Origin of the sequence: Erwinia endophytica, from assembly GCF_009295515.1 — a bacterium.
GTDB lineage: Bacteria > Pseudomonadota > Gammaproteobacteria > Enterobacterales > Enterobacteriaceae > Erwinia > Erwinia endophytica.
In genome coordinates, this window is the sequence record NZ_RQVV01000027.1 from 1 (window position 1) to 21609 (window position 21609).

A 21609-nucleotide genomic window follows, 5' to 3' on the forward strand; every position below is an offset into this window, starting at 1 on the left:
TTCAGGTGTTAGTGTCTTAACGGACGTGAGGGTTCAAGTCCCTCTCTTCGCACCAGGTTGATTTTCTCTTCCCGATATCCCGGGTCTGTTCCCTCTGACTTTTCTGACGCCAGCCTTGGTTGATTGTCCATGATTACCGGACAAAATTAATCGCGATAACCACCATGCCCCCCATTAGCGCCAGGCAAGAGGGTAGCAGTAGGTAATGACGTAATCGTTGGTGAAAGAGCATCACAACGGTTGCCAGCAGTGCGCCGACCATGACCATACGCCATGCGGCGAAAGAGAGCCCGCTCATTGAAATCAGCGCTATCAATGCACAGGGCAGCAACGCCCCCCAGGCGCTATCCAGTCGTTTTCCAAACATCCTGTTTATCCCCAAAAATTCACACCCGGTGAAAACCGCCAGCAACGTCGTTATATTTTATACGATGCCATCGCATGATAATGATTACCAATACCATATGATAATAGTTATCATTTTTAGGCAAAAAATGTCAACCACCAGGACGATCTGCGCGTTATCTCAGTCCACGCCGCCGTACCCGCGGTCAGCACTACTGCCTGCCGGATGTTACGCGTTGTGCTAACTGCACATTTAATTCGCGCTGATTTCTTGTATTGCCGTTTACAGTCGGCTCACTCTGTGGCAGTTTTATTTTTTTAATAGGGAGGTAAGTATGAGCCTGGAGTCAGTAAGGCAATTTTTTGCCGAGCACGCCCCTGATATTGGCATTATTGAACTGTCTGAAAGTACGGCCACCGTCGAACGGGCAGCCCGCGCTCATCACGTGGAACCCGGGCAAATTGCCAAGACGCTGTCATTAAAAGTGAAAGATCGGGTGGTGCTGATTGTGACCCGTGGCGATGCCCGCCTCGATAACCGCAAGCTGAAAGAAACCCTCGGTAGCAAAGCCCGCATGCTGAGCACGGATGAGGTCCTGAACTGGACGGGGCATCCTGTTGGCGGCGTCTGCCCGTTTGGGCTGGAAACCCCTTTGCAAGTGTTCTGCGACGTTTCGCTACAACATTATAATGAGGTGTTGCCCGCCGCTGGCTCAATCCACAGCGCGGTACGTATCGCCCCTCAGCGGATGGCGGAACTGACCGAAGCCACCTGGGTGGATGTCTGTCAGCTTCCCGGCTGACTGGCATCGTGCCTGCACGGTGAACATCCGCGATGTCTGTATGGCGCCAAAAGTGTCAGTAATTAGCGTCGATGACACAAGATGTTCTATTGCACCGCCGGTTCCCTGTCCGGCATCTGCAATGGTCTGAAAAGTCCGCGGCAACGGCCTTTTTCCCAGGCTCAGCGCATTTGCTTGCTGACCTCCGCAGAAATTTCCACTCCCTGAGTTTCCCGGCCAAAGGCGACAAAAACGCAGATCAACACTGCCACAGTACCGGCGACAATCGCCATCGCCAGCCCATAGTTATTACCGTGCGCTTCCGCAATACGCGACTGTAGCGTCGCGTTAACTGAAGCAATCAGGTTGCCCAACTGGTAGACAAAGCCAGGCAACACCGCACGGGTATTGGCCGGAACCAGTTCGGTAAGATAAGTCGGCACCACGCCCCACGCACCCTGTACCATAAACTGCATCAGAAACGCGCCCACACCGATCATCAGCGAACCACTGGAGAAAGCCCATAAAGGCAGGACAGGCAACGCGAGGAAGGCAGCAATGATCATCGCTTTCTTACGACCAATGTTCTCTGACAACGAACCGAAGAATATCCCGCCCAATATTGCCGCGATATTGTAACAAATGGCGATAATACTGACTGTGTGCGGGTCAAATTCATGCTGTACTTTCAGAAAGGTCGGGTAGAGATCCTGAGTGCCATGGCTGAAAAAGTTAAAGCAGGCCATCAGTAACACCATATAGAGACATAACTTCCAGTGACTGCGTAGCACCGGCAACAGCGCCGTGCTCTCTTTACGGGCCCTTGCAGCCAGCCATACCGGCGATTCCGGCACGTTGAAATAGATGTAAGGCAGCAACAGGATCGGCAGTGCGCCAATCAGAAACATGCCGCGCCAGCCAATCATGCTATAGAACAACCCGAAGATAATTGAGGCCAGCAGATAGCCAGCCGGATAGCCCGCCTGGAAGATACCGGACATCATGCCGCGCGAACGGTCAGGGATGGTTTCCATTGCCAGTGACGACGCCACCCCCCAGATACCGCCCATCGCCACACCGTAAATGACCCGAAAGATGAGGAATGCATCCAATGACGGCGACCATGCGGAAAGCAGTTCAAACAGCGAGAACATCACGATATTGAGCATCAGGATCGGGCGGCGACCGTATTTTTCAGCCAGGCGGCCAAACAACAACGCACCCATCGGACGGACGGCCAGGGTCAGCATGATAGCGAGTGAAACGTCGGAGATTTTGGCGTGAAAGTTTTCCGCTAAATCACTCAATACGAAGACCAGTATAAAAAAGTCGAACGCATCCAGTGTCCAGCTGGCAAAACTGGCGAAAGCCACATTGCGCTGGGTCGAAGTCCAGTTGAACATAAGGGATTATCCTGTCTGACTGCCGGCGAAAGCCCGGACGGCGGGGCTGCAAATGTTAAGCAATTGTTTATAGCATGTAATATGGAAGCTATCCCGCCACATTTGTCAGTCTTTGCTTCAGGATGTAAACAAGCGTTTCATTTTAGCCGACGCCGCCTGGCATATTGACCATCATCGCCACCGCCGTGGTCGCTTCAGAAAAAAAATATCGCCCCAAAAACACCGGCAGCCAGACCATCGTGGGCAAAACCCGTATACTCTCCACAACGTTATCCAGCCAGACATTGCAATATGTCCATTCTTATCGCCTACATCTACCGGTGTAGATAACTCGAACGCCAGCGGAATAGCGGCACATGATGGTGCTTCTCACGCTAACACGGAGGTAACGCTGCACTCTATCCAAAGAATGTTCACTCAAACGTTGACTGGCCTATCTAAACAACGTTCTGTTACAGCAGAATGACGAATAAAACGTCAAAACAGCCACCCTCGTTTGTCTTAAGCCTCACCGGCATTTATTCTGAAGAAAATATTGGGGAAAGTGATGACGATAATTCTGATGCGACACGGTAAACCCGACTACCATCCTGGTGGTCGCTTACCCGCGATGGCGATGGCGCAGTGGTGTGAAGCCTATGATTTGTCACTGGTTGAAGACACTCCGCCAGAAAAATGCCAGCGTATTGCGGCCACGGCTGATTATATCGTCACCAGCCCGTTGCCCCGAGCCCGCTCTTCTCTGGCGAAATTAGGGCTGGAAGCGGCCAGCGTGGATGCCCTGTTCAGCGAAGTATCCCTGCCCGTGATGCGACTGGGCTATCCTCACCTTCCTCCTTCAGTCTGGCTTTCGCTGCTGCACATGTTCTGGTTCTGCGGCTATGCCGGGTCGGTAGAGTCGCTCCAGCAGGCCGAACAGCGGGCAAAGCAGGCGGCATCCCGCCTGATTGAGCTTTCAGCCCTCGGCAACGTGTTATTAGTCGGTCACGGGATCATGAATAAAATGATTGCCCGTCAGTTGCGTAAAGAGGGATGGCTGGCGGAGAAACACGCCAGCAGCCGCCACTGGAGCACCGCCATTTATCATCCGCCCTTTATTCCGCCGCGGGTCAACTAACCGACAGGGATATCACCCCCTGTCGATCAACGCCCGCCCTCTTCCCCTCTGGCCCCGAAAGCCAGGCGGCCCTTTATTACTTCGACAGCAACGATGGATCAGATGTTAAACGTTGGAATGGGTTGTTAATCAATCAGTTCCCTAAAAAAACGGGATGCCTGAAAAACAACCAATTGAGCGCAAAACACTGGATTGCACTATCAAGTTACATTATAATCCCGCGCCTCAGGCCCCTTAGCTCAGTTGGTTAGAGCACGCGACTCATAATCGCTTGGTCACTGGTTCAAGTCCAGTAGGGGCCACCAAATAAAACAAGGGCTTGCATGGAAATGCAGGCCCTTTTGTTTTATCGGGGATACCTCAGGGATACTTAGGAGCGGTTCCATTGATGGCTTTTTGCTCTGGTTTTTTTGTCAAAGTCCACTTTTTTTCTTTTTTGTCTTTTTTTCATCATCTGACTCAAGAACGCGCTTTCCATCCGACCAGGCCAGGGCATTCGTCAGGTTTTCCTGTCGTCTGTTTTTTTCCTGATGCCACGCGCTGGATATCGCCCCGTCGACGTATTACCGGTATCAACAACACCGCCGTCATCCGGAGAAAGCGGTTTCAGCACTGAAATGCCCTGTCGTGGAGGAATTTATCTCTGGAGATAAACACCTCCACCCAGGAATGGTCAGAGCTGGCCGCCCACCCCTTTAAACTTCTCAATAAACGCCCCGATTTTCTGGAAAACAGTCTGCTTTTTCGTTTTGTATTGCGGGTTTAACGGGCTGAGTTTTGGTAGCGCCTCATTCAGTTCTGTTCCATTTTCCGTGGCATACTCCCGCTTCAGCGACGTACGAAGATAGCGTCTGGCAGCCTCTTCATTCAGGTTTTCCTCTTTTATCAGCGCGTCCGCTTCACGTTGTTGTTCACGCTGAGCAAAGGTAAAGAACGCATCGATGATGCCAGCTTTGTCCGGCATGTCGTCGAGGTTTGTCTGCTGGATAAAGTCGACAACCAGCCCTTCTTTGGCGCGGTTGCCGAGGCTGGAGCGGATTAAGCGTCTGACTTCTTCCGTCAGCGCGTCTTTTCCTTTGTTTTTCTTGTTGTGTTCGAAAATCAGTCCGAGGATATAGTCCAGATTAATCTCCTGAGACTTCAGCAAATCGACTTCAAACACCACGTCTTCCCAGTCGGTGGTCGATGCGTCTTTCTCACTGGCTGACTTTTCCCGGCGCTGCCAGTCACGGATATCATTGTAGGTTGAACGATAGTCCTGGATCTTACGCTCTGCGGGCAGGCGGATGGTCTGTAACTCAGCGAGATTTTTATCATCCAGATAATGCTCTGTCTTGAAAGCCTCTACTGCGACCGGGTCACGGGTGTCGACGTTTTGCAGGGCTTTCAACGTAGCGAATTCATCGTAGTTTTGCAGGATGTTTTCCGCCCGCAGATATTCACCAAACAGTTTAACGAAGTCTTTTTTCGCTTTCTCGCTGTCAATGCCGGTCGGGTCCGGAAAACGCTGCTCCAGTGCCGTCACCACGTCCATAAAGCCGCGCTTGGCCTCACCGGTAACGATATCGGTAAAGCCTTCCATGTATTCCTGGTAGCTTTTTTCCAGCACGACGTTTTTAGTGTTCTTATCGCCAAACAGGGTAATGGCATCAATGGTGGCCTGCTCCAGATTACGGAAAGTGACGATATTACCAAACGTCTTGGTGGCATCGTAAATCCGGTTGGTGCGGGAAAATGCCTGCATCAGGCCGTGGTAACGCAGGTTTTTATCGACAAACAGAGTGTTCAGTGTGGGCGCATCAAAACCGGTTAAAAACATGCCGACGACGATCAGCAGGTCGATATCCTGATTTTTGACACGCTGCGCCAGGTCACGATAGTAGTTCTGAAAGCCGTTACTGTCGGTACTGTAGTTGGTTTTGAAATGGCGGTTGTAATCATCGATGGCCGCATCCAGAAACTCTTTGGCGCTGCGGTTCATGGCGCTGGTATCAAAGCTTTCATCCATGATATCGCCTACAGCCCCCTGCTCCTCATTCGCGGCAAAGGAGAAGATAGTCGCCACACGCAGCGGCTTATAAGGCGTGCCTTTCTCTGCTGCGCGCTGCTGTAACGCCCTGAAAGTTTCATAATAGGCTTTGGCGGCCTCGACACTGCTGACAGCCAGCATGGCGTTAAAACCTTTCGCGCCGGGAAAGGTACGGTGTGTCTTCTGACGATAATGGTTCAGGATATATTGGGTGATTTCCTCAATGCGGCGGGGGTGAAGAAAGGCCTGTTTGTTTTCTGCGGCGCTGAGTTTTTTCTCATCAGTTTCCGTTTCGAACGCCTTAAACTGCGGCCGGACATCATTATAGTCCACCTTAAACTTCAGTACCTTTTCATCACGTATCGCATCGGTAATCACATAAGAGTGCAGCTCGCGACCAAACACGCTGGCCGTGGTCTCGGCGCCCAGGGCGTTCTGCGGGAAAATCGGTGTACCGGTAAAGCCAAACTGATAAAAACGGGTAAATTTCTTCTTCAGGTTTTTCTGGGCTTCGCCGAACTGGCTGCGATGGCACTCATCAAAGATAAAGACCACCTGCTGATGGTACACCGGCAGGTCAGTTTCCCCTTTCATCAGGTTATTGAGTTTCTGAATGGTCGTAACGATGATTTTGTTATCGTCTTTCTCCAGATTGCGTTTCAGGCCTGCGGTATTGTCAGAGCCATTGACGCTGTCGGGTGAGAAACGCTGGTACTCTTTCATGGTTTGATAATCGAGGTCTTTACGGTCAACCACAAAGAACACTTTGTCGATGAAATCGAGTTCGGTCGCCAGCTGCGCGGCCTTAAAACTGGTCAGGGTTTTTCCTGAACCGGTGGTATGCCAGATAAAGCCGCCGCTTTCCGGTTTTGACCAGTTTTTGCTTTTAAACGAACTGTTAATTTTCCATAAAATACGCTCGGTGGCGGCAATCTGATAAGGACGCATGACCAGCAGCGTCTGGCTGCTGTCAAACACGCTGTAGTTCAACAGGATATTCAGCAGGGTATGCTGCTGAAAAAAGGTGGCGGTAAAATCCTTGAGGTCTTTAATCAGCGTATTATCCGATTTCGCCCAGTTCATGGTGAAGTCGAAGCTGTTTTTATCCCGCTTAGTGGTGTTAGCGAAGTAACGGGTGTCAGTTCCATTCGATATCACAAACAGCTGCAGATACCTGAACAGGGAATTGTCACTGTTAAAACTTTCCTTGCTGTAACGGTGTATCTGGTTAAACGCTTCACGTATCGCCACGCCGCGCTTTTTCAGTTCAATTTGTACTAAGGGTAAGCCATTGACCAGGATCGTGACGTCATAGCGGTTGGCGTGCGAGCCGGTTTGCTCGAACTGCTTGATCACCTGCACTTTGTTGCGGGCGATATGCTTCTTGTCCAGTAGACAGATGTTCTGAATGCGACCATCGTCGAAGACGAAATCATGAACATAGTCGACGTGGATCTTGCGGCTCTTTTCGACAACGCCATCGCTGGGCTTGTCCATCCAGGTTTCCACAAAGCGACGCCATTCACCATCCAAAAATTCCACGTTATTGAGGGTTTGCAGTTGCACCCGCACATTCGCCAGCATGGCCCCGGGGTTGTTCAACGCTGGCAGGTATTCATAGCCCTGGTTAACCAGGTCCTGAATCAGCTCGCGCTCCAGATCGCCTTCGCTCTGGTAGCTCTCGGCAATCTTCCAGTCCTGGCTGTATTTATCCAGAATAATAAAGTTATTGGATTCAGTAATGGGCCTGGTGTAATCAACCATGTTGTTGTTCCTGCTGCCAGAAGCCATAGTTGCTCTTTAAGTGTTCAAGCAACAGTTTAACCGTCGCTTTCTCTGCCGGCGTTGGCTCTGCAACGGCTTCGTGCGATAGCGTGCTGTGGCTGGTGAAATTGATAATTCTGCTGAGATAAAGCTGCTTATCGTCAGGCAAGAGTTCCGACCATTTAGGATAGCCGAGAAAGCTGGCCGTTTTCTCGTAAAGATTGCGCAGCAAAGTGAAGTGAAACCTTTCAACTTTGTTGTCAGTAATTGCCTGTTCGATGGTGTGCTTCAGATGCAGATGGTAGGAAAAGCTCTTATTGGAGTCGCCCTGTTTTTCTGTGAGAGCAAAGGTACCATCGTCAAAGCGCTCCAGCATGTAGCAGGCTTTGCCGTTCAGTTCATTGAAAAGTACGTTATAAAATAGCGTGTTGTGCGTCGTGAGGATGAACTTTAGAGCGGATTGACTGGATTTGATCAGGCTCGCCAGATTAACCGCCAGTTCAATCAAATGGTTTTCATCAAGAGAACTGACGGGATCATCAATAAACACATACTCCAGCCGGTCGAATGCGCTGGTCTCCCGCTCGCCCCGCTCGGCGACATTGAGAATGGTGACCACCTGATCCAGCAGGGTGTAAAAAACACTCCAGATAAAGTTGCTCTCTTCACCTTTGGATAGCTTGATATGGCCGGAACGCTCATCGTTGCCGCGCTCCATGGAAAAGGTGACTTCAGTAAAATCGGTGCTGAAGTGTGGCGTTAACTTGTCGTTCGCATAGCGCTGGAAATAATGGACGATATTGCCATCCTGTCCCAAATCTTTGAGCAGTGTCATCAACCAGTTGGTATAGGCGTTGGGCTGGACCTTCAGCTTCGGCTCGGCATCCTCTTTCAGATCGTTATCCCAATAAAACAAGTCTTCAGTGAAGGCGTTGTAATAGAGGATTTTTTTGCGTGACAACTCAGGATGTTCGGCTTGCTCATCAGCTTCCCGGCCATTGGCTTTGGGGGCAATCAGCTGTTTAAACTCGCGTGAAAGGCACGTCTTACCCGAACCATTGAAAGCGTAAATCAACTGCACCTTTGGAACAGCGCTGGTCTCATCAGTGTCCCTGGTTTTTTCAGGGGCCGTTTTCCTGATTTTCCTAGGCGTGATCAGCAGTTGGGCTATTTCCGTGAGTGCCTTGCTCATATCATGCCTCTACCTCTTCGGGCTTAGGAAAGCTGAACAGCAAATCACGATAGTATTCGTACTGCTTTTGGCGCAATTCGATTTCGCGAGGAAGGCCTTCGGCGATGGAGTTGGTCAGGGTGTCGAATTTGTCGAGGATGGCGACGATACGGGCTTGTTCTACTTCACTTGGGATAGGAATCTTTAATTGATGTAACTTGCTACCTTTTATCCCTTTGACTGTTGAGCCTGTAGCTGCCCTCATCAAATCATCTTGAAACTGACAGCCCAATAAATAATGTTTTAAAAACGAGTTTGATAACTTTATGTTTTTGCTTCTATATTTAATGACTCTCTGAGCTAAAGCAATATTTTCTCGATCAACCTGAGCGACGAAGCCACAAGGAGCCTCAGTGGTTATCAGGACATCACCTTTATTTGGCAAACCTCGTCTCATCACATCTGCATAGTCCGCTTCTGATATAAATTCTTGCGAAGTTTCATAATCGATATAACCCATCCGAATATTTTTTGCCGTCACCAAAAATATCCCCTGTTGGGTTTTTTTGGGTGTTTTACCTCGATAATCAACATAATCACAAGCCTCAAGCAACGTCTTCCACTCAACTTCACTCTCAGTAAAACTCAGCAACTGGTCGCGATAGTAGTTGTATTGTTTTTTTCGCATGGTAAGTTCAGCGGTAAGTTCAGCGGTAAGGGCGGTAAATGTATCCAGAATCCGCACGATTTCAGATTGGATGGCGAGGGATTTTTCCGGGTTATCCGGGCAAGGGATGGGAACAGTAATTTTTGCCATATCAGTTGCTGATACATCAATTACTTTTGTTCCTTTTGAATATTTCCTTTTCTCAATTGCAAAAGAGTCCGTTTGTGTGAAATAAGCAAAATATTTCCCAATAACGCCTATATTTGGTTTAAAAATTGTAGCGTGTCCACCTGTAACGGCTTGTTCCGCACCCAGATAAACTAATGCCTTACCAACATCTGCAAAATTTTCGCTAGTGTTAGTAATAACAACATCTCCAGTGTTTACCTTTTTAAGCTTTTCCGCCGTCTGCAGCGAGACAAACGACTTGGTCGTTTCAGTTGATAGTCCGTAAAAAGTATAAATCTGGCCATAATGAATAGCTGGAATTCCTGATTCCGTAAAAACAGACTTTGGTAATCCACTTCCGCGCACTAGTTCGCCTAACTTACCCAATGGTAACCACTCAACCGCAACCCCATCCAGCAACTTTTCCAGATAACTCAACTCACTCATACCTGCGCCTCGCCGCCTTCGATTTCAGCCACAATCGCATCGATATCTTTACGTAACTGGTCAATTTTGCTAACCGTGGTTTTCAGCTCGGCATTCAGCACCGTGATATCAATGAGTTCACGGGTATCTTCCGCTTCGACATAGCTGCTGACTGACAGGTTGTAGTCATTGGCGGCAACGGCCTCAAGCGGCACCGATTTCGCCAGATGGTCAATGTCTGCTTTGCTGTCGAACACCTGCATAATCTGTTCAATATGCGCATCGGTAAGGATGTTGTTATTGGTTTCTTTTTTAAACAGCCTGCTGGCATCAATAAACTGCACCGTGATATCTGTTTTGTGCTTTGATAGCACCAGAATATTAACGGCAATGCTGGTGCCAAAGAACAGGTTAGGCGCCAGTGAAATGACGGTTTCAACATAGTTATTATCGACCAGATACTGACGGATTTTTTGTTCCGCGCCGCCGCGGTAGAATATGCCAGGGAAGCAGACAATCGCCGCGCGGCCTCTGGCTGACAGGTAGTTCAATGAATGCAGGACAAAAGCGAAGTCGGCTTTTGATTTCGGCGCCAGCACTCCTGCGGGGGCAAAGCGCTCATCGTTAATCAGCGTCGGGTCGTCACTGCCAATCCATTTTACCGAGTACGGTGGGTTAGAGACGATGGCATCAAACGGTTTCTCATCGCCGAAATGTGGTTCAGTCAGGGTATTCCCTAGCTTGATGTTAAATTTGTCGTAGTTGATGTTGTGCAGAAACATATTCATACGCGCCAGGTTAAAGGTCGTATGGTTAATCTCCTGGCCGAAAAAACCTTCTTCAATAATATGATTATCAAAATGCTTCTTCGCCTGGAGCAGCAGTGAGCCAGATCCTGCGGCCGGGTCATAGATTTTATTGACCTGGGTTTGTCCGTGCATCGCCAATTGCGCAATCAGCTTTGAAACATGCTGTGGCGTGAAAAACTCACCGCCTGACTTGCCAGCATTCGCCGCATAGTTGGAAATCAGGAACTCGTAGGCATCGCCGAATAGATCAATTTGGTGCGCATCAAAGTCACCCAGCTTTAAACCTTCAACCCCTTTCAGAACGGCGGCAAGGCGGCTGTTTTTATCTTTAACGGTGTTACCCAGACGGTTACTGGTAGTGTCAAAGTCAGCAAACAGGCCTTTGATATCGTCCTCTGACGGATAGCCATACGCTGAACTTTCAATCGCTACAAAGATGCTGTTTAAATCAGCGTTCAGCCTGTCATTAGTGTTCGCTTTTGCGGCCACATTACAGAACAGCTGGCTCGGGTAAATAAAATAGCCTTTGGTTTTGATGGCATCGTCTTTGATGTCATCGGTAATGATGCTGTCATCGAGTTCTGCGTAGTGGATACTGTCATCACCGGCTTCGATATAGCTGGAAAAATTTTCGCTGATAAAACGATAGAAGAGTGCGCCAAGGACGTATTGTTTGAAATCCCAGCCATCGACTGATCCGCGGACATCGTTGGCAATGGCCCAGATTTGACGGTGTAATTCTGCGCGCTGTTGAAGGCCTGTCATTTTTTATCCTGTTACTGGGTTCTTAACTTTTGTTATTGATGCAATTTTATCGCAATTTACGTTCATGAACTGTTTCTGTGCAAAATCAGATGATACCTTTGTTTCATCCGCCGTGCCGGAGGATCAGAGATGCCCGGTCAGTCACATCACTATGCAGTAGCCGATAGCAGTTAACATCAGGCTACTCCCCGACATTGTGCGACAGGTGACTGGAGAACAAAAGGGACATCTTTTCTCCACTGATTCATTACCGGTTTACCGGCTTGTTCGTGAGGTCAGGCGTTTTTACTGACTGATCGGTTAATGACACCGCAATAATAAAGCAACCCGTTGTTATCACCGCCTGTCCTGATGACGCTGCCCGGCGCTCTCGCGCTGATTTCTGTCAGCGTTACGTTACGCGGCAGCACGGCAGACGAACGGCTGGCGGTACGGCTGGATACAGGCACAGATGAAGGTGCTGTCCCACCACTCGGATATGGCGAAGGCATTCGCCTATCTTCTGAAACAGTGGAATGTGCTAAAGCTGCACTGTAGTAACGGCTGGGAGGAAATCTACAATAACATCGTGGATAACGCTCTGCAGGCGTTGCCCGGGACCGAAAAATCTGGCTGTTCACCGGTTCAGATGCAGGCGAAGAAAGCGCTGCTGTTCAGTACTCGTTAATCGCGACCTGCCGACTTAACGGCATGGAACCGGAGGCGTGGTTACGCTATGTCCCTGGTCATATCCAGGACTGGACGGTGAACCGGGTCCGTGATCTGCTGCCGTGGAAAGCCGATCTCACTTCTGTCTCAGCATCAATACGGTCTGACGCTTACGGAAAGACGAGCAACCGGCAGGTACACTAATGCTGAATCCAGAGCAGTAAAAACAGCCCTTTTGCCACACGGATGACGCCATACTCATCGGTTCGCAGTTCAAAGCCGGTACCGCGCTGTCTGTTCTGCCCGTCCACGATATGCCCCTGGTTCAGGGCCGTGGCGCCAGAGGGGTACAGAGCGCAATATGCTCCTGACCGCGCTGGTCTTCCATCCGCAGTTCGTTGTGCGCAGGATAACCGGGCTTACAGGATATGATACTGAAAAAACAATTGTCGATTTTATGAACTTCTGGGCTCCATCCACCGCACCGAAAAATATCCATCATTGATACCCTCTGCACGCTGCACATCATGTACAAACCACGCATAAAGCACCGACGAGTCAACGCACCATCGGATCGGTGGAGATGTCCCGTTATGTCCTGCTGCACCGCACTCCAAAAAATACTGCGCGCGAACACGTGCAGGCTCGAGAATATTGTCCAGATAAAACTGTGGGGGATAATGATATTCCCGGGTCAGCAGAAGATTCGCCGCTTTGGCCACATCCGACAGCCAGCCCCAGTGTTTCTTCAGCGCCACCATATCATCCGTCACCTCACCCTTCGCCTGGCGGGCCTGAGGCGTCATCCCCACCAGCCCCGCCATCGACGACGGTGATGTCAGTATCCCGTCCTGGATACTTTCCAGCCGCCGCAGTTCGCTCTTGTATTCGTAAAACTGCCGCCCCAGCCACTCAAAATAACCGTCAAGATGCCGGTTCATCGCCCGGTAACTCAGTTCCGTGGCATTGACCGCGCTCTGGTACGATTTAACCCACTGCCCGGCAGACTGATTTTCCACTCCATCACTCATGTCGAAATAAGACCATACCAGCCGGTCGGTATTATACAGCGAGCTGAAATCAGGAAAGGGAACCCCCGCCTTCATGGCCTCCACATACATCCTCCTCAGCGACACCCGGCACAGCTCCGCGCTCGGTTTCTGCACGTTCGCTTTCAGCCCACCACCGATATCCTCGCTGCACCCCGGCATCAGCACCTCCTGATGCTCAACACCTTCCCGCCCGGTACGGTACACGCAGCGCCAGCGCCGCCGCTCATGGGCCGCCACCAGGTGCAGCGATTTTTTGACCGCCTCCGGCAGCGGTGACATATGTTCAAGGTATTTACGCCCGAACAGTGAACCTACCGTTCCCGCCGCTTTAGCGACCGGGCCGGGCAGCCAGCTGACCGCCGAAGCCGCGTAGTCCAGACCGTCGTCGCTGCTCTCCGGCGTGTCCCGTGAGCAGTCAAACAGACCGGTAAACACGATATCAACCGGAACGCCGCGATAGGTGGGATCACCGTCCGTCTTCCTGTCGCATATCTCATCCAGAAGAATATCGATAAACTGCCGGCCCAGCGTGCCGCCCATGTCAAAACCGAATACCGACACCGAAATCAGCCGCACGGGAACCTCCCCGCCTTTTACCGCATCCTCAAATGACCGCTCAAAGCGCGCTTTCACGCTGTTAAGGCGCGTATCTGCGCCGGTCACAAAGTTGTAGGCCATAAATTCAGAGTCGCGCAGCCACGGCGTCGCCTCGATGCTCACCCGTTTCAGGGCGTTCACCGCCGAGTCCTTCAGCAGTCCCAGCCGCCCCTTCGGGGTCAGAAGCTGGTCTTTCATCTCTGTCAGTACGTCTTTGCCACTGGCGCCGCCCATCGACGACTGAAAGGCCTCTTTGGCCATATCGACGGGCTTGTCCTTAATATCATCCAGCAGCGAGCCCAGGGACTTATCCATCATTCCCTGAAGCCGCTCCGCCGTCGCCTCGTCAAAAGGCGTGCCCAGCCCGGAAATGTAGTGCGCTTGGTATGATTCTGTATCGCTGTCTTTCTCCGGGGCTGGATATGCCCGGTACAATCGCGCAATATTGCTCAGACGGTTAGCTGGCGCGTCCTGCCCGATATTGCGCCCCACCCCGTCAAAGAAAAAACCGATATGCAGCACCCGCGAGCAGTTCCCCAGCCGGTAGTCGCAGGCCTGCTGCGCCCGGTTCGCCGCCGCAATAATCGCATCCAAATCCATTTCCATGGTCACTTATCCTCTGTGTTCACTGGTGGTGTATAGTTCGGACTACGGGGATCATAGGGCGAAAAAGCGTTATCACTCCACCCCAGCAGCACCCGGTCTCCCGGTAAAAAGTGAACGTGCAGGTCGTTTTCGCCCCGCTTACGAGCTGGCATAGGAATCACCACCCGCCGCTGCTCCGGGCGCATTCCTGCATCATACTGAGGTCCGGTGACACTGAGCGTCCAGATAACCTCGGCGGTTTTTCCCTTGATACTGCCGCAGCAGGTTGTTTTTCCATTTTCACCCGCATACTTATTACTGGGATCAAAAGCCCCGGCATTCCCACCCGCCACGCCGTTCACACTGAATCCCAGAATGGGTCGATCAATTTTACTGTGAATAATCAGCGTCACTCCGCCCGCCGGCGGTGCCCAGAACATCACCCACACGACCCAGCCCAACAGGAACACTACCGGCAGCGATAACACACCCCAGATCCACACTTTGCGCCGGAGATAAAACCGGTTTACCACCGCATCCACCTGCTCAAACCTTTTAAAAAAAACCATTATCAGTCCCTGTCACGTTATTCGTTAATGTGTCTTCAGGATCATCCAGTCGTGTCCCTCTTTACCCCTTCCCAAATTCGACAATCAGGAACCCACATAACGAGCCAGCACATCCATCAGCGACCTCGTTCCACTCACCACATTGGGTAATACTGCCTTTAGTGCGTCCGATTCCAGCGTCTTTCTCCCCCCATTCAGGTAAAAAAGAGCATACAGCATTCGATCTTCGGACTTTTCTAATCCCACGCTCTCAGCTTTATTCAGCGCCTTCACAACCATCAATCGCTGCGCACAAGCTGGAAACTGCTGACTGGCCGGTATCTTCTGCCATTCATTCAGCACGCTGGTCACTTCTGGCTTATCCGCAATCCGCTGCCAGGTGGTTTTATCCAGCCGGACGATGTGGTCTGTAGGGTGTTCAACTTCGGATGGCGTAATACTGAGCGACTGCCATTGCGTTTCTCCAGCTAACCACCACTGCGTTATGCCGTTAAACAAAAATGCATGCCAGTCCTCACTGGCACATTTCGCCAGTACTTCAGTGACATGATTTGCGTAGAAACGTACCAGTGCCGTGGGGCTGTCTGGCGGGACTATGGTGCATCCCCTGGACAGCTGCACCGCCAGTGATGGCGGGTAGCGGGTCGAGGCAATAACGGCAACACAACCGGACAACGTACCCAGGCAGCCCCGTAGCTGCTCAGTATTATCAATCTCCAGCAGCCAGGGGCCGTAAGTCTGAAATTCAGTTAGCTGCGGGTGGATATACAGCGAATGCAGCCTGTTTTCATGTTTCGCTTTAAACGTCAGGAAATCCTTTTCCGGCTGCGCGCCTGCTTCAAACAACAGGCAGATATTCTCATCAGAGCCCGTCGGCAATGCCGCCAGCAGTGCACTGGTATCCATCGTTATGCTCCCTGCACAATGGCATCGTTCGCCTGTATCGCTTTTAACAGGCACGGAATACAGATTTTGTCCTGTATCACCGGGTTAATTTCCGGGAAGTTCATCGGCTGTGATGCAGGCCCTGTATGATGAGTCCGCTTAATCTTGCGCGTATAGGTCGTGTCCGTTCCGTACTCTATCTTTCCGCCTTCGATTATCAGGTAGCTGCCGCCACCCATCAGCGTCACCTTCTTTTTGCCCGCAAACAGCATATCGCTGGCCGATATCAGGCTCAGCTTCTGCTCCGCACTGATGTGCATCCCGCCGTTCTGCGCCTGTATCTGTACCGGGCCTTCGCTGGCGTTCAGACTCAGCGTGCCGCTGCGCGCAAACAGGCCAGCCTGTTCACCGGCAAGAATGGCGGTGTTGCCCAGCGACCCGCTGCTGAAATCCCCCGACGCATTCATCGCGATGTTACCAGCGGCAGCCAGCTGCATATGTTCACCACTGCTGAACGCCACACCTTCCGGACCATGGAAGTGGATCATCTCATTCAGCGGCTGCAGACGCTGGCTGAACATCGCCTGCTGGCTGGCAATATCCGCTTCCAGCGCCTGTGCCTGTTCTGCCGCGGCGGCTAGCTGCCGGAGCTGACTGTGGCAGACCTCGATTTCCTTCAGCGCCGTGTCCATCTCCAGCACGTCACCTGCGGCTCTGGTCTGGCCGTCAGCCGTGACAAACAGCCCTTTTGCCACACGGATGACACCATACTCATCGGTTCGCAGTTCAAAACCACTGCCGCGCTGTCTGTTCTGCCCGTCCACGATATGCCCCTGGTTCAGGGCTGTGGCGCCAAAGGGGGTACTGAGCGCAATATGCTCCTGCCCGCGCTGGTCTTCCATCCGCAGTTCATTGTGCGCAGCTGTACGCAGGATATTCTGGCTGCGGTTGTCGCGGGTGACCACATCCTGATGTTCGGAGTCGTGGAACGCATGGGCAATATACGGCCGGTCGATATCACCACCGTCATACGCAATACCCACTTCGGTGCCGTCCGTCAGCGGGGTATGCCAGCCGTACGTCTCACCGGCGTACGGCTTTGCCTGGCGTATCCACAGGTAACTGAAGCCCGGCTCCGCGTCTTCCCGGCTGAAATCCAGTTTCACCCGGTAGCGCCCCTGATTATCCAGGTGGGCGTAAATGTCGTGCTTCTCCCGGCTCTCAATACGCGCCGGCAGCGTGCCGTTTATCGTCGGACGCGGCTCTTCCTCCGGACGGAAGCAGAACTGTTCGCTGTACGGCATCCCCCACACCGACACATGCAGGCGACTGTCACGGGCGGCACTGAAGGTGGTCAGCGTAATCAGCATCCCGTCCCGCAGGTCGTTAAGCGTGCTGCCGTCCGTCTCCAGCACCATCCCCGGCGTCAGGTGCGCGGCGTTGCTGAACAGGTGCAGCCGGACAGATTTATTCAGCTCACGCTCATGATGAATGCGGGCGTAAAACGCCCCGCTTTCGGTTTCCGGCTCCAGGTCGTCACCAGCTTCCAGGAACGGCCCCCCGTAGCGATAGTGTTCCCCGGTCGTTGTGGCGCTGTTTCGGACGGTGAGTGCGGCATCCATCGGCGTGGTCGCCGTGCGGTAGTTATAGTCCCTCGTGCGGACCAGACCGGTTACCGTATTGTGCCAGCTGCGCAGCCCCCACGTGGACTCCGCCGCGCCGTCATACAGCGCCGACGGCTCCTGATACGGCACATGGACATCAAACTGATAAAACTGCTGACTGTCGGCAAAGGTCAGGGTATCCAGACCGGTCATTTCACTGACCCCGGTGCGGAACCAGATACCCACCTCTGAAAGAATACGCCGGATAAACTGCAGGTCCGTTTCCCGCCACTGGGTGATGAGCTCGCGCTGCGGATAAGTCTGCTCCAGACGGAACTCAAAATCCGCCCCTTCCAGACCGTGCTCACGCAGTACCTGCTCCACCAGTTCGGGCACCGACAGGTTCTGGTACACCGCGCAGCGGCGGGTCTGCCCCAGTAGCGCCAGACGCGACGAGAGCGTCACGCTGTAGTGCGACTGGTCGGCGGTGGTACCCAGCCATTCGAATGCGGTGAGTATCCCCTGCACCACCCGGCCACTGAGCATGCTGAACGTCGCATACTTCATCAGTACCTCTTCGGCGACCACATCGTTTTGTGCCGTGGTGAACTCAATCCGCCACTGTGACGGCGCATTCAGCGCCTCGCGACCCTGAAAGTTCAGCACGTCCGGTGTGACACGGCTGTCGTTAATCTCAAGCGTGTAGCGCGTCTGCCCGTCAAACAACGCCAGCCAGTTGTCCATTGCCATTATCGTTACTCCTTAACCGGAACCAGGGTCAGAAAACCATTTCCGATCTCAATAGTACGGGGTTTGTCCGGGTCAAGGTCATCGCGAGTCAGCACCAGTCGCCAGGTGTTGTTCTTCATGTCCGGACGATTAAACAGGCCGATGACCGCGACATACTTCGCGTCTTCATCCATTGGCATATTGAGCATCACACTACCTTTGGGCATCACCAGCAGCGATTTGCTCACCAGCATGTCCTCTTTCAGCGTGTTGTCGGCATCCCGCAACAGCTTCTGATAGTCGGCAGCATCCACTTTCTGACGGTCCTTTAACTGATACACGCGGACCATGGTCGCCAGCGGCGTTTGTGCTTCATCGGCATTGGCCGCCGCGCGCGGTTCAAAGTCGAGATGCAACACCTTTATCTTTTTGTAGAAAATGGATTTGGTCACGTTGACGGTGCCGTCAGTGATGGTCTGCGTCAGGCCGCAACCGGCAAGCAGACCACAAAATGCGAACAGGACGACCTGTCGCAGGGAAACAGATGTCATTCAGAGGTTCCTTTCAGAATAAACAGCAAGTCTAATCGAAGCGGTAACCGCCATCCTGTGCCTGAGGAAGCGGTTTACAGTCCAGCCCTTCGTAACAACCGAGACTGACAGTCAGATGAGTACGTTTGTCGGGCCTGCCTTTTTTCAGGCCCAGCACACCGGTACGGCCAAGCTGAATGCGGCGTTTTTGCCCCAACCGGGGTTCAGGTAACGCACTCACTGGGACGGTCAGTCGCAGCCGTACATCCGAGCGATAGCCCATGTACACCCGCATCAGTACCATCAGGTCCGTGTGCAGTTGTCCGCCGGGCAGCCAGCCCCCGGCTTCTTCCTGATTGTTGGTGGCCAGCATCAGCAAAATGCGGCTGCAGGCTTCTTTCCCGGTTTTACCCAGTGTCGCCCGTTGTGACAGGGCAACACGGCTGGCCTTCCCCAGACCACTGCGCTGCGACACCTGGACTTTTACCGGGTCCGGGCAGATGACTGTTGCGGTGGTATCCGGCGCCAGCAGGCTCACCAGCTGGCGAATGCCTTCGGCATTGCGGGTCGGCAGGCGCATGGTGCCCAGCAGCGCGAGGAACCGGGAAACCGGGGTGGCCACATTCTCTGCCGTGCCGGGAATACCCAGCCCGACCAGCCCCAGCAGACACTGTGAGGTGACATCCGTCGCACCGGGTTCAAAGGTGGCTGGGTACGCGTATTTGCGCCAGATACGGTAATACTGAGTGATGATGCGGTGGCTGAAAATATCGAGAAACGCCGTGGTCGCCTCACCCCCTTCGCGCCGCTGGGCGATGTCGTCCAAATACGCGGTCGGCAGTGGCGAATCCACGCCGTACATCCCCAGAAACGTTGTGCGTACGGTCGGCGGCAACGCCGGGTGGTCTTCGTCTGTTTCTACCGCACGCAGTTCGCTTGCCGGAAAGCCCATCCCCGGCCAGGGGCGAAAACGCACGGGGTCGCCGGACGGCTTATCGGCGGTGCCCAGCAATGGCCTGTCGGGATTTTCCTGTTCAAGCAGTTGGCAGAAGCGGTAAAAGTTAACCCGCCAGATATCCTTAGCGAGGTCTTCGGTCAGCCCGGTATGTGCTGGCTGTGATTCTCTTTCCATCGCAGTCGTTTCCCTGTCGGTTGCAGTACCAGCGTCAGCTGATTGAAAAGGTGAACATCGGCATACAGCGCAAAGAAGCGATGCAACATTTCACCAAACAGATTCACATCCCCCTCGCCGGCGAAGTTGTCCGCGTTCAGCGTGACTTCAATATCCACGCCACGCAGCATGTAGCCGCGTTCGAAACGACGCATCAGCGTATGCTTCACGGCGACGATGGCCTCCAGTCGGCGGCGGTTCATCTCATCGTCGGTCCAGTCATAGAGCGCCAGCGTGCCACGCAGCACTTCCGGGTTATCCATCATACTCAGGAAGCTGGAGCCCAGATGACTCATTACGCGCCAGTGAAAACGGTCACTGGCCGGTGGATAAAGCGGCAACGTCGGTGCATTCAGATTCAGGACTTTTACCGGCACTTTACCGGCTTTCACCACCCGGTCGAGCAGCGTGCTTTCCAGCGCTTTGCGGGGCAATTGCCCGTTGGTACCGGTGATACGCATCGATAACGACTCCGGCTTTTCCGCCAGCTGCTCCCTCTCGAATGAACGGCCCCCAAGGATAAGCCAGGTGTCATACAGACCGGATGGCCCGCGTTTCACACGGGTGTGGAAGTAACGCTCCGGCGCATCATGGCGCATCATGCCGCCACGGTGACGAAAACTGGTGAACGGCACATAGGGATGTTTACCGTTTTTCACCGCGCCGTGGATGTTATCGACACTGTAGATTTCGGTGTGACCATCCTGGACGCGCAGCGGACGCAGCAGATATTCATTTTCCAGCGGATCGATGGTCAGCGGATCAGCTTCCAGGGTGAAGAGGTTAATCACCGGCGCACAATGCAGGCGGAAGTTTTCGGTTGCAAACGGCATATCGGACGGCCAGCCGCCATCAAGCACAATATCGGTTTCAAACCAGGAGGTGTCCTGATTCAGCCCGGTCAGCTCCAACCCACGCAGCTCAACGAACATAAACTTCTGGCGGAAGCTGAAGTACTCCAGCAGCAGCTGATAGCCGCTGAACGCCGAGTCGCCTTTCGGCCACAAACGCTCATGGTCTTCAAAGCCCATTGGTTTGCACCAGCCGTCAAAGCGTACACGTTCGGCACGGGTTGCGCTGTGGCGGGCATACATCGCATGCACCCGGCGGGTCAGCGCCAGATGCAGGGCCGACGCGACAGGGCTTTCAGCATCCAGATAAAGGGCGACTTTATCAATCCCGCTTTTTGCCCAGTCCACCTTGCTGGCGCACTCAAAACGCAGGCGGATGGCCGCACGCCCGTCCGGCTCGGTCTGCAGACGCGCGTCAGCCAGATGAAGGGGCTGCAGGGGAATATCACGGGTGGTGCGGTACTGGCAGACGGTTTTATCCGGCCCAACCGGGCGGGAGAGTACCGGGAAGCCTTCCGGCAGGACTTCAGCCTGTTTCAGCCGTTGCCACTCCGGAGAGAACGCCACCACCGCCAGCGACGGAATGGTACGCATGTAATGCGGCCATAGCAGGCTCACCAGCCCTTCGGTCAGCTCCGGCAGGTCATCATCGAGCTTTTCGCGCAGACGCCCCATCATGAAGGCGAACCCTTCAAACAGCCGCTCCACATACGGGTCTCGGGCACCGGTCTTGTCGAGGTTGAGCATGGCGGCCCTGTCGGGATGGGCGCGGGCAAATTCTTTACCGGCTTCGCGCAGATAGCGCATCTCGGCCTCAAAATAACGCAGGGTTAAATCATCCATGCACGGGGTTCCTGAATGTCGTGGTAATCAAAAAAAGGTCATCAGGTGCAGCCTGTTCAGCCGCACAACTCCATCGCCCGGGCGGGGCGATGGAATCAG

16 protein-coding genes, 1 tRNA gene and 2 pseudogenes are annotated in these 21609 nt (G+C 53.0%); 4 read left to right on the plus strand and 15 right to left on the minus strand.

Translation table 11 applies throughout. From position 1 onward, the window contains the following. Nucleotides 1–133: 133 nt before the first annotated feature. Nucleotides 134–367, minus strand: coding sequence for a DUF1435 domain-containing protein (locus EH228_RS09570; RefSeq protein ID WP_152321456.1), 234 nt, complete (start codon nt 365–367; stop codon nt 134–136). 313 nt (nt 368–680) lie between these two features. Between EH228_RS09570 and EH228_RS09575 the strand changes: the two genes are divergently transcribed. Next, entirely contained in the window at nt 681–1148 is a 468-nt protein-coding gene (locus EH228_RS09575) for a YbaK/EbsC family protein (RefSeq protein ID WP_152321457.1), read from the plus strand. A gap of 161 nt (nt 1149–1309) precedes the next feature. Here EH228_RS09575 and EH228_RS09580 read toward each other — a convergent pair whose 3' ends face one another. After that, nucleotides 1310–2530 carry an MFS transporter gene (locus tag EH228_RS09580; protein WP_152321458.1) on the minus strand — a complete coding sequence of 407 codons (1221 nt, stop codon included), beginning with the start codon at nt 2528–2530 and terminating at the stop codon, nt 1310–1312. 142 nt (nt 2531–2672) lie between these two features. Beyond that, nucleotides 2673–2795: a hypothetical protein gene (locus EH228_RS20655; protein ID WP_275065358.1), complete on the minus strand. Its 123-nt coding sequence runs from the start codon at nt 2793–2795 to the stop codon at nt 2673–2675. A gap of 282 nt (nt 2796–3077) precedes the next feature. Between EH228_RS20655 and EH228_RS09585 the strand changes: the two genes are divergently transcribed. Next, a complete protein-coding gene (locus tag EH228_RS09585) occupies nt 3078–3647 on the plus strand; it encodes a histidine phosphatase family protein (protein ID WP_152321459.1) in 570 nt (189 codons plus the stop codon). A gap of 228 nt (nt 3648–3875) precedes the next feature. Then, nucleotides 3876–3952 (plus strand) — tRNA-Ile (locus EH228_RS09590). 368 nt (nt 3953–4320) lie between these two features. Here the strand turns inward: EH228_RS09590 and EH228_RS09595 are convergent. Genes EH228_RS09595 through EH228_RS09610 form a run of 4 tightly spaced genes read right to left on the minus strand, consistent with a single transcriptional unit; the run spans nt 4321 to nt 11446 of the window. Beyond that, a complete protein-coding gene (locus EH228_RS09595; RefSeq protein WP_152321460.1) occupies nt 4321–7440 on the minus strand; it encodes an HsdR family type I site-specific deoxyribonuclease in 3120 nt (1039 codons plus the stop codon). Further along, nucleotides 7433–8632 carry an AAA family ATPase gene (locus tag EH228_RS09600; RefSeq protein WP_152321461.1) on the minus strand — a complete coding sequence of 400 codons (1200 nt, stop codon included), beginning with the start codon at nt 8630–8632 and terminating at the stop codon, nt 7433–7435. Before EH228_RS09600 ends, EH228_RS09595 begins: the two co-directional genes overlap by 8 nt. A 1-nt stretch (nt 8633) precedes the next feature. After that, on the minus strand, nt 8634–9893 hold the full coding sequence (locus EH228_RS09605; RefSeq protein WP_152321462.1) for a restriction endonuclease subunit S: 1260 nt from the start codon (nt 9891–9893) through the stop codon (nt 8634–8636). After that, the gene (locus EH228_RS09610) at nt 9890–11446 is read right to left on the minus strand and encodes a type I restriction-modification system subunit M (RefSeq protein WP_152321463.1); all 1557 of its coding nucleotides are present in this window, start codon (nt 11444–11446) and stop codon (nt 9890–9892) included. The genes EH228_RS09605 and EH228_RS09610 overlap by 4 nt, the downstream gene beginning before the upstream one ends. Nucleotides 11447–11834: 388 nt before the next feature. Here EH228_RS09610 and EH228_RS09615 point away from each other — a divergent pair. Further along, nucleotides 11835–12298, plus strand: a pseudogene (locus tag EH228_RS09615) (transposase domain-containing protein); the annotation flags it as partial. A gap of 17 nt (nt 12299–12315) precedes the next feature. Here EH228_RS09615 and EH228_RS20835 read toward each other — a convergent pair. The 8 genes and pseudogenes from EH228_RS20835 to tssF form a co-directional block, all read right to left on the minus strand. Next, a pseudogene (locus EH228_RS20835) lies at nt 12316–12497 on the minus strand (type VI secretion system Vgr family protein); the annotation flags it as partial. Nucleotides 12498–12549: 52 nt separating this feature from the next. Further along, on the minus strand, nt 12550–14349 hold the full coding sequence (locus EH228_RS09625) for a DUF2235 domain-containing protein (RefSeq protein ID WP_152321464.1): 1800 nt from the start codon (nt 14347–14349) through the stop codon (nt 12550–12552). A gap of 2 nt (nt 14350–14351) precedes the next feature. Then, the gene (locus EH228_RS09630; RefSeq protein WP_152321465.1) at nt 14352–14897 is read right to left on the minus strand and encodes a DUF3304 domain-containing protein; all 546 of its coding nucleotides are present in this window, start codon (nt 14895–14897) and stop codon (nt 14352–14354) included. An 84-nt stretch (nt 14898–14981) separates the two neighbouring features. Continuing rightward, nucleotides 14982–15803, minus strand: a complete 822-nt coding sequence (locus EH228_RS09635) for a DUF4123 domain-containing protein (RefSeq protein ID WP_152321466.1) — start codon at nt 15801–15803, stop codon at nt 14982–14984. A 2-nt stretch (nt 15804–15805) separates the two neighbouring features. Beyond that, nucleotides 15806–18130, minus strand: coding sequence for a type VI secretion system Vgr family protein (locus EH228_RS09640; protein WP_193323313.1), 2325 nt, complete (start codon nt 18128–18130; stop codon nt 15806–15808). An 11-nt stretch (nt 18131–18141) separates the two neighbouring features. Beyond that, on the minus strand, nt 18142–18666 hold the full coding sequence (tssJ, locus tag EH228_RS09645; RefSeq protein ID WP_152321468.1) for a type VI secretion system lipoprotein TssJ: 525 nt from the start codon (nt 18664–18666) through the stop codon (nt 18142–18144). Between the two features lie 31 nt (nt 18667–18697). After that, nucleotides 18698–19777, minus strand: coding sequence for a type VI secretion system baseplate subunit TssG (gene tssG, locus EH228_RS09650; RefSeq protein ID WP_152321469.1), 1080 nt, complete (start codon nt 19775–19777; stop codon nt 18698–18700). Then, nucleotides 19741–21510, minus strand: coding sequence for a type VI secretion system baseplate subunit TssF (gene tssF / locus EH228_RS09655; protein ID WP_152321470.1), 1770 nt, complete (start codon nt 21508–21510; stop codon nt 19741–19743). The genes tssG and tssF overlap by 37 nt, the downstream gene beginning before the upstream one ends. Between the last annotated feature and the right edge of the window lie 99 nt (nt 21511–21609).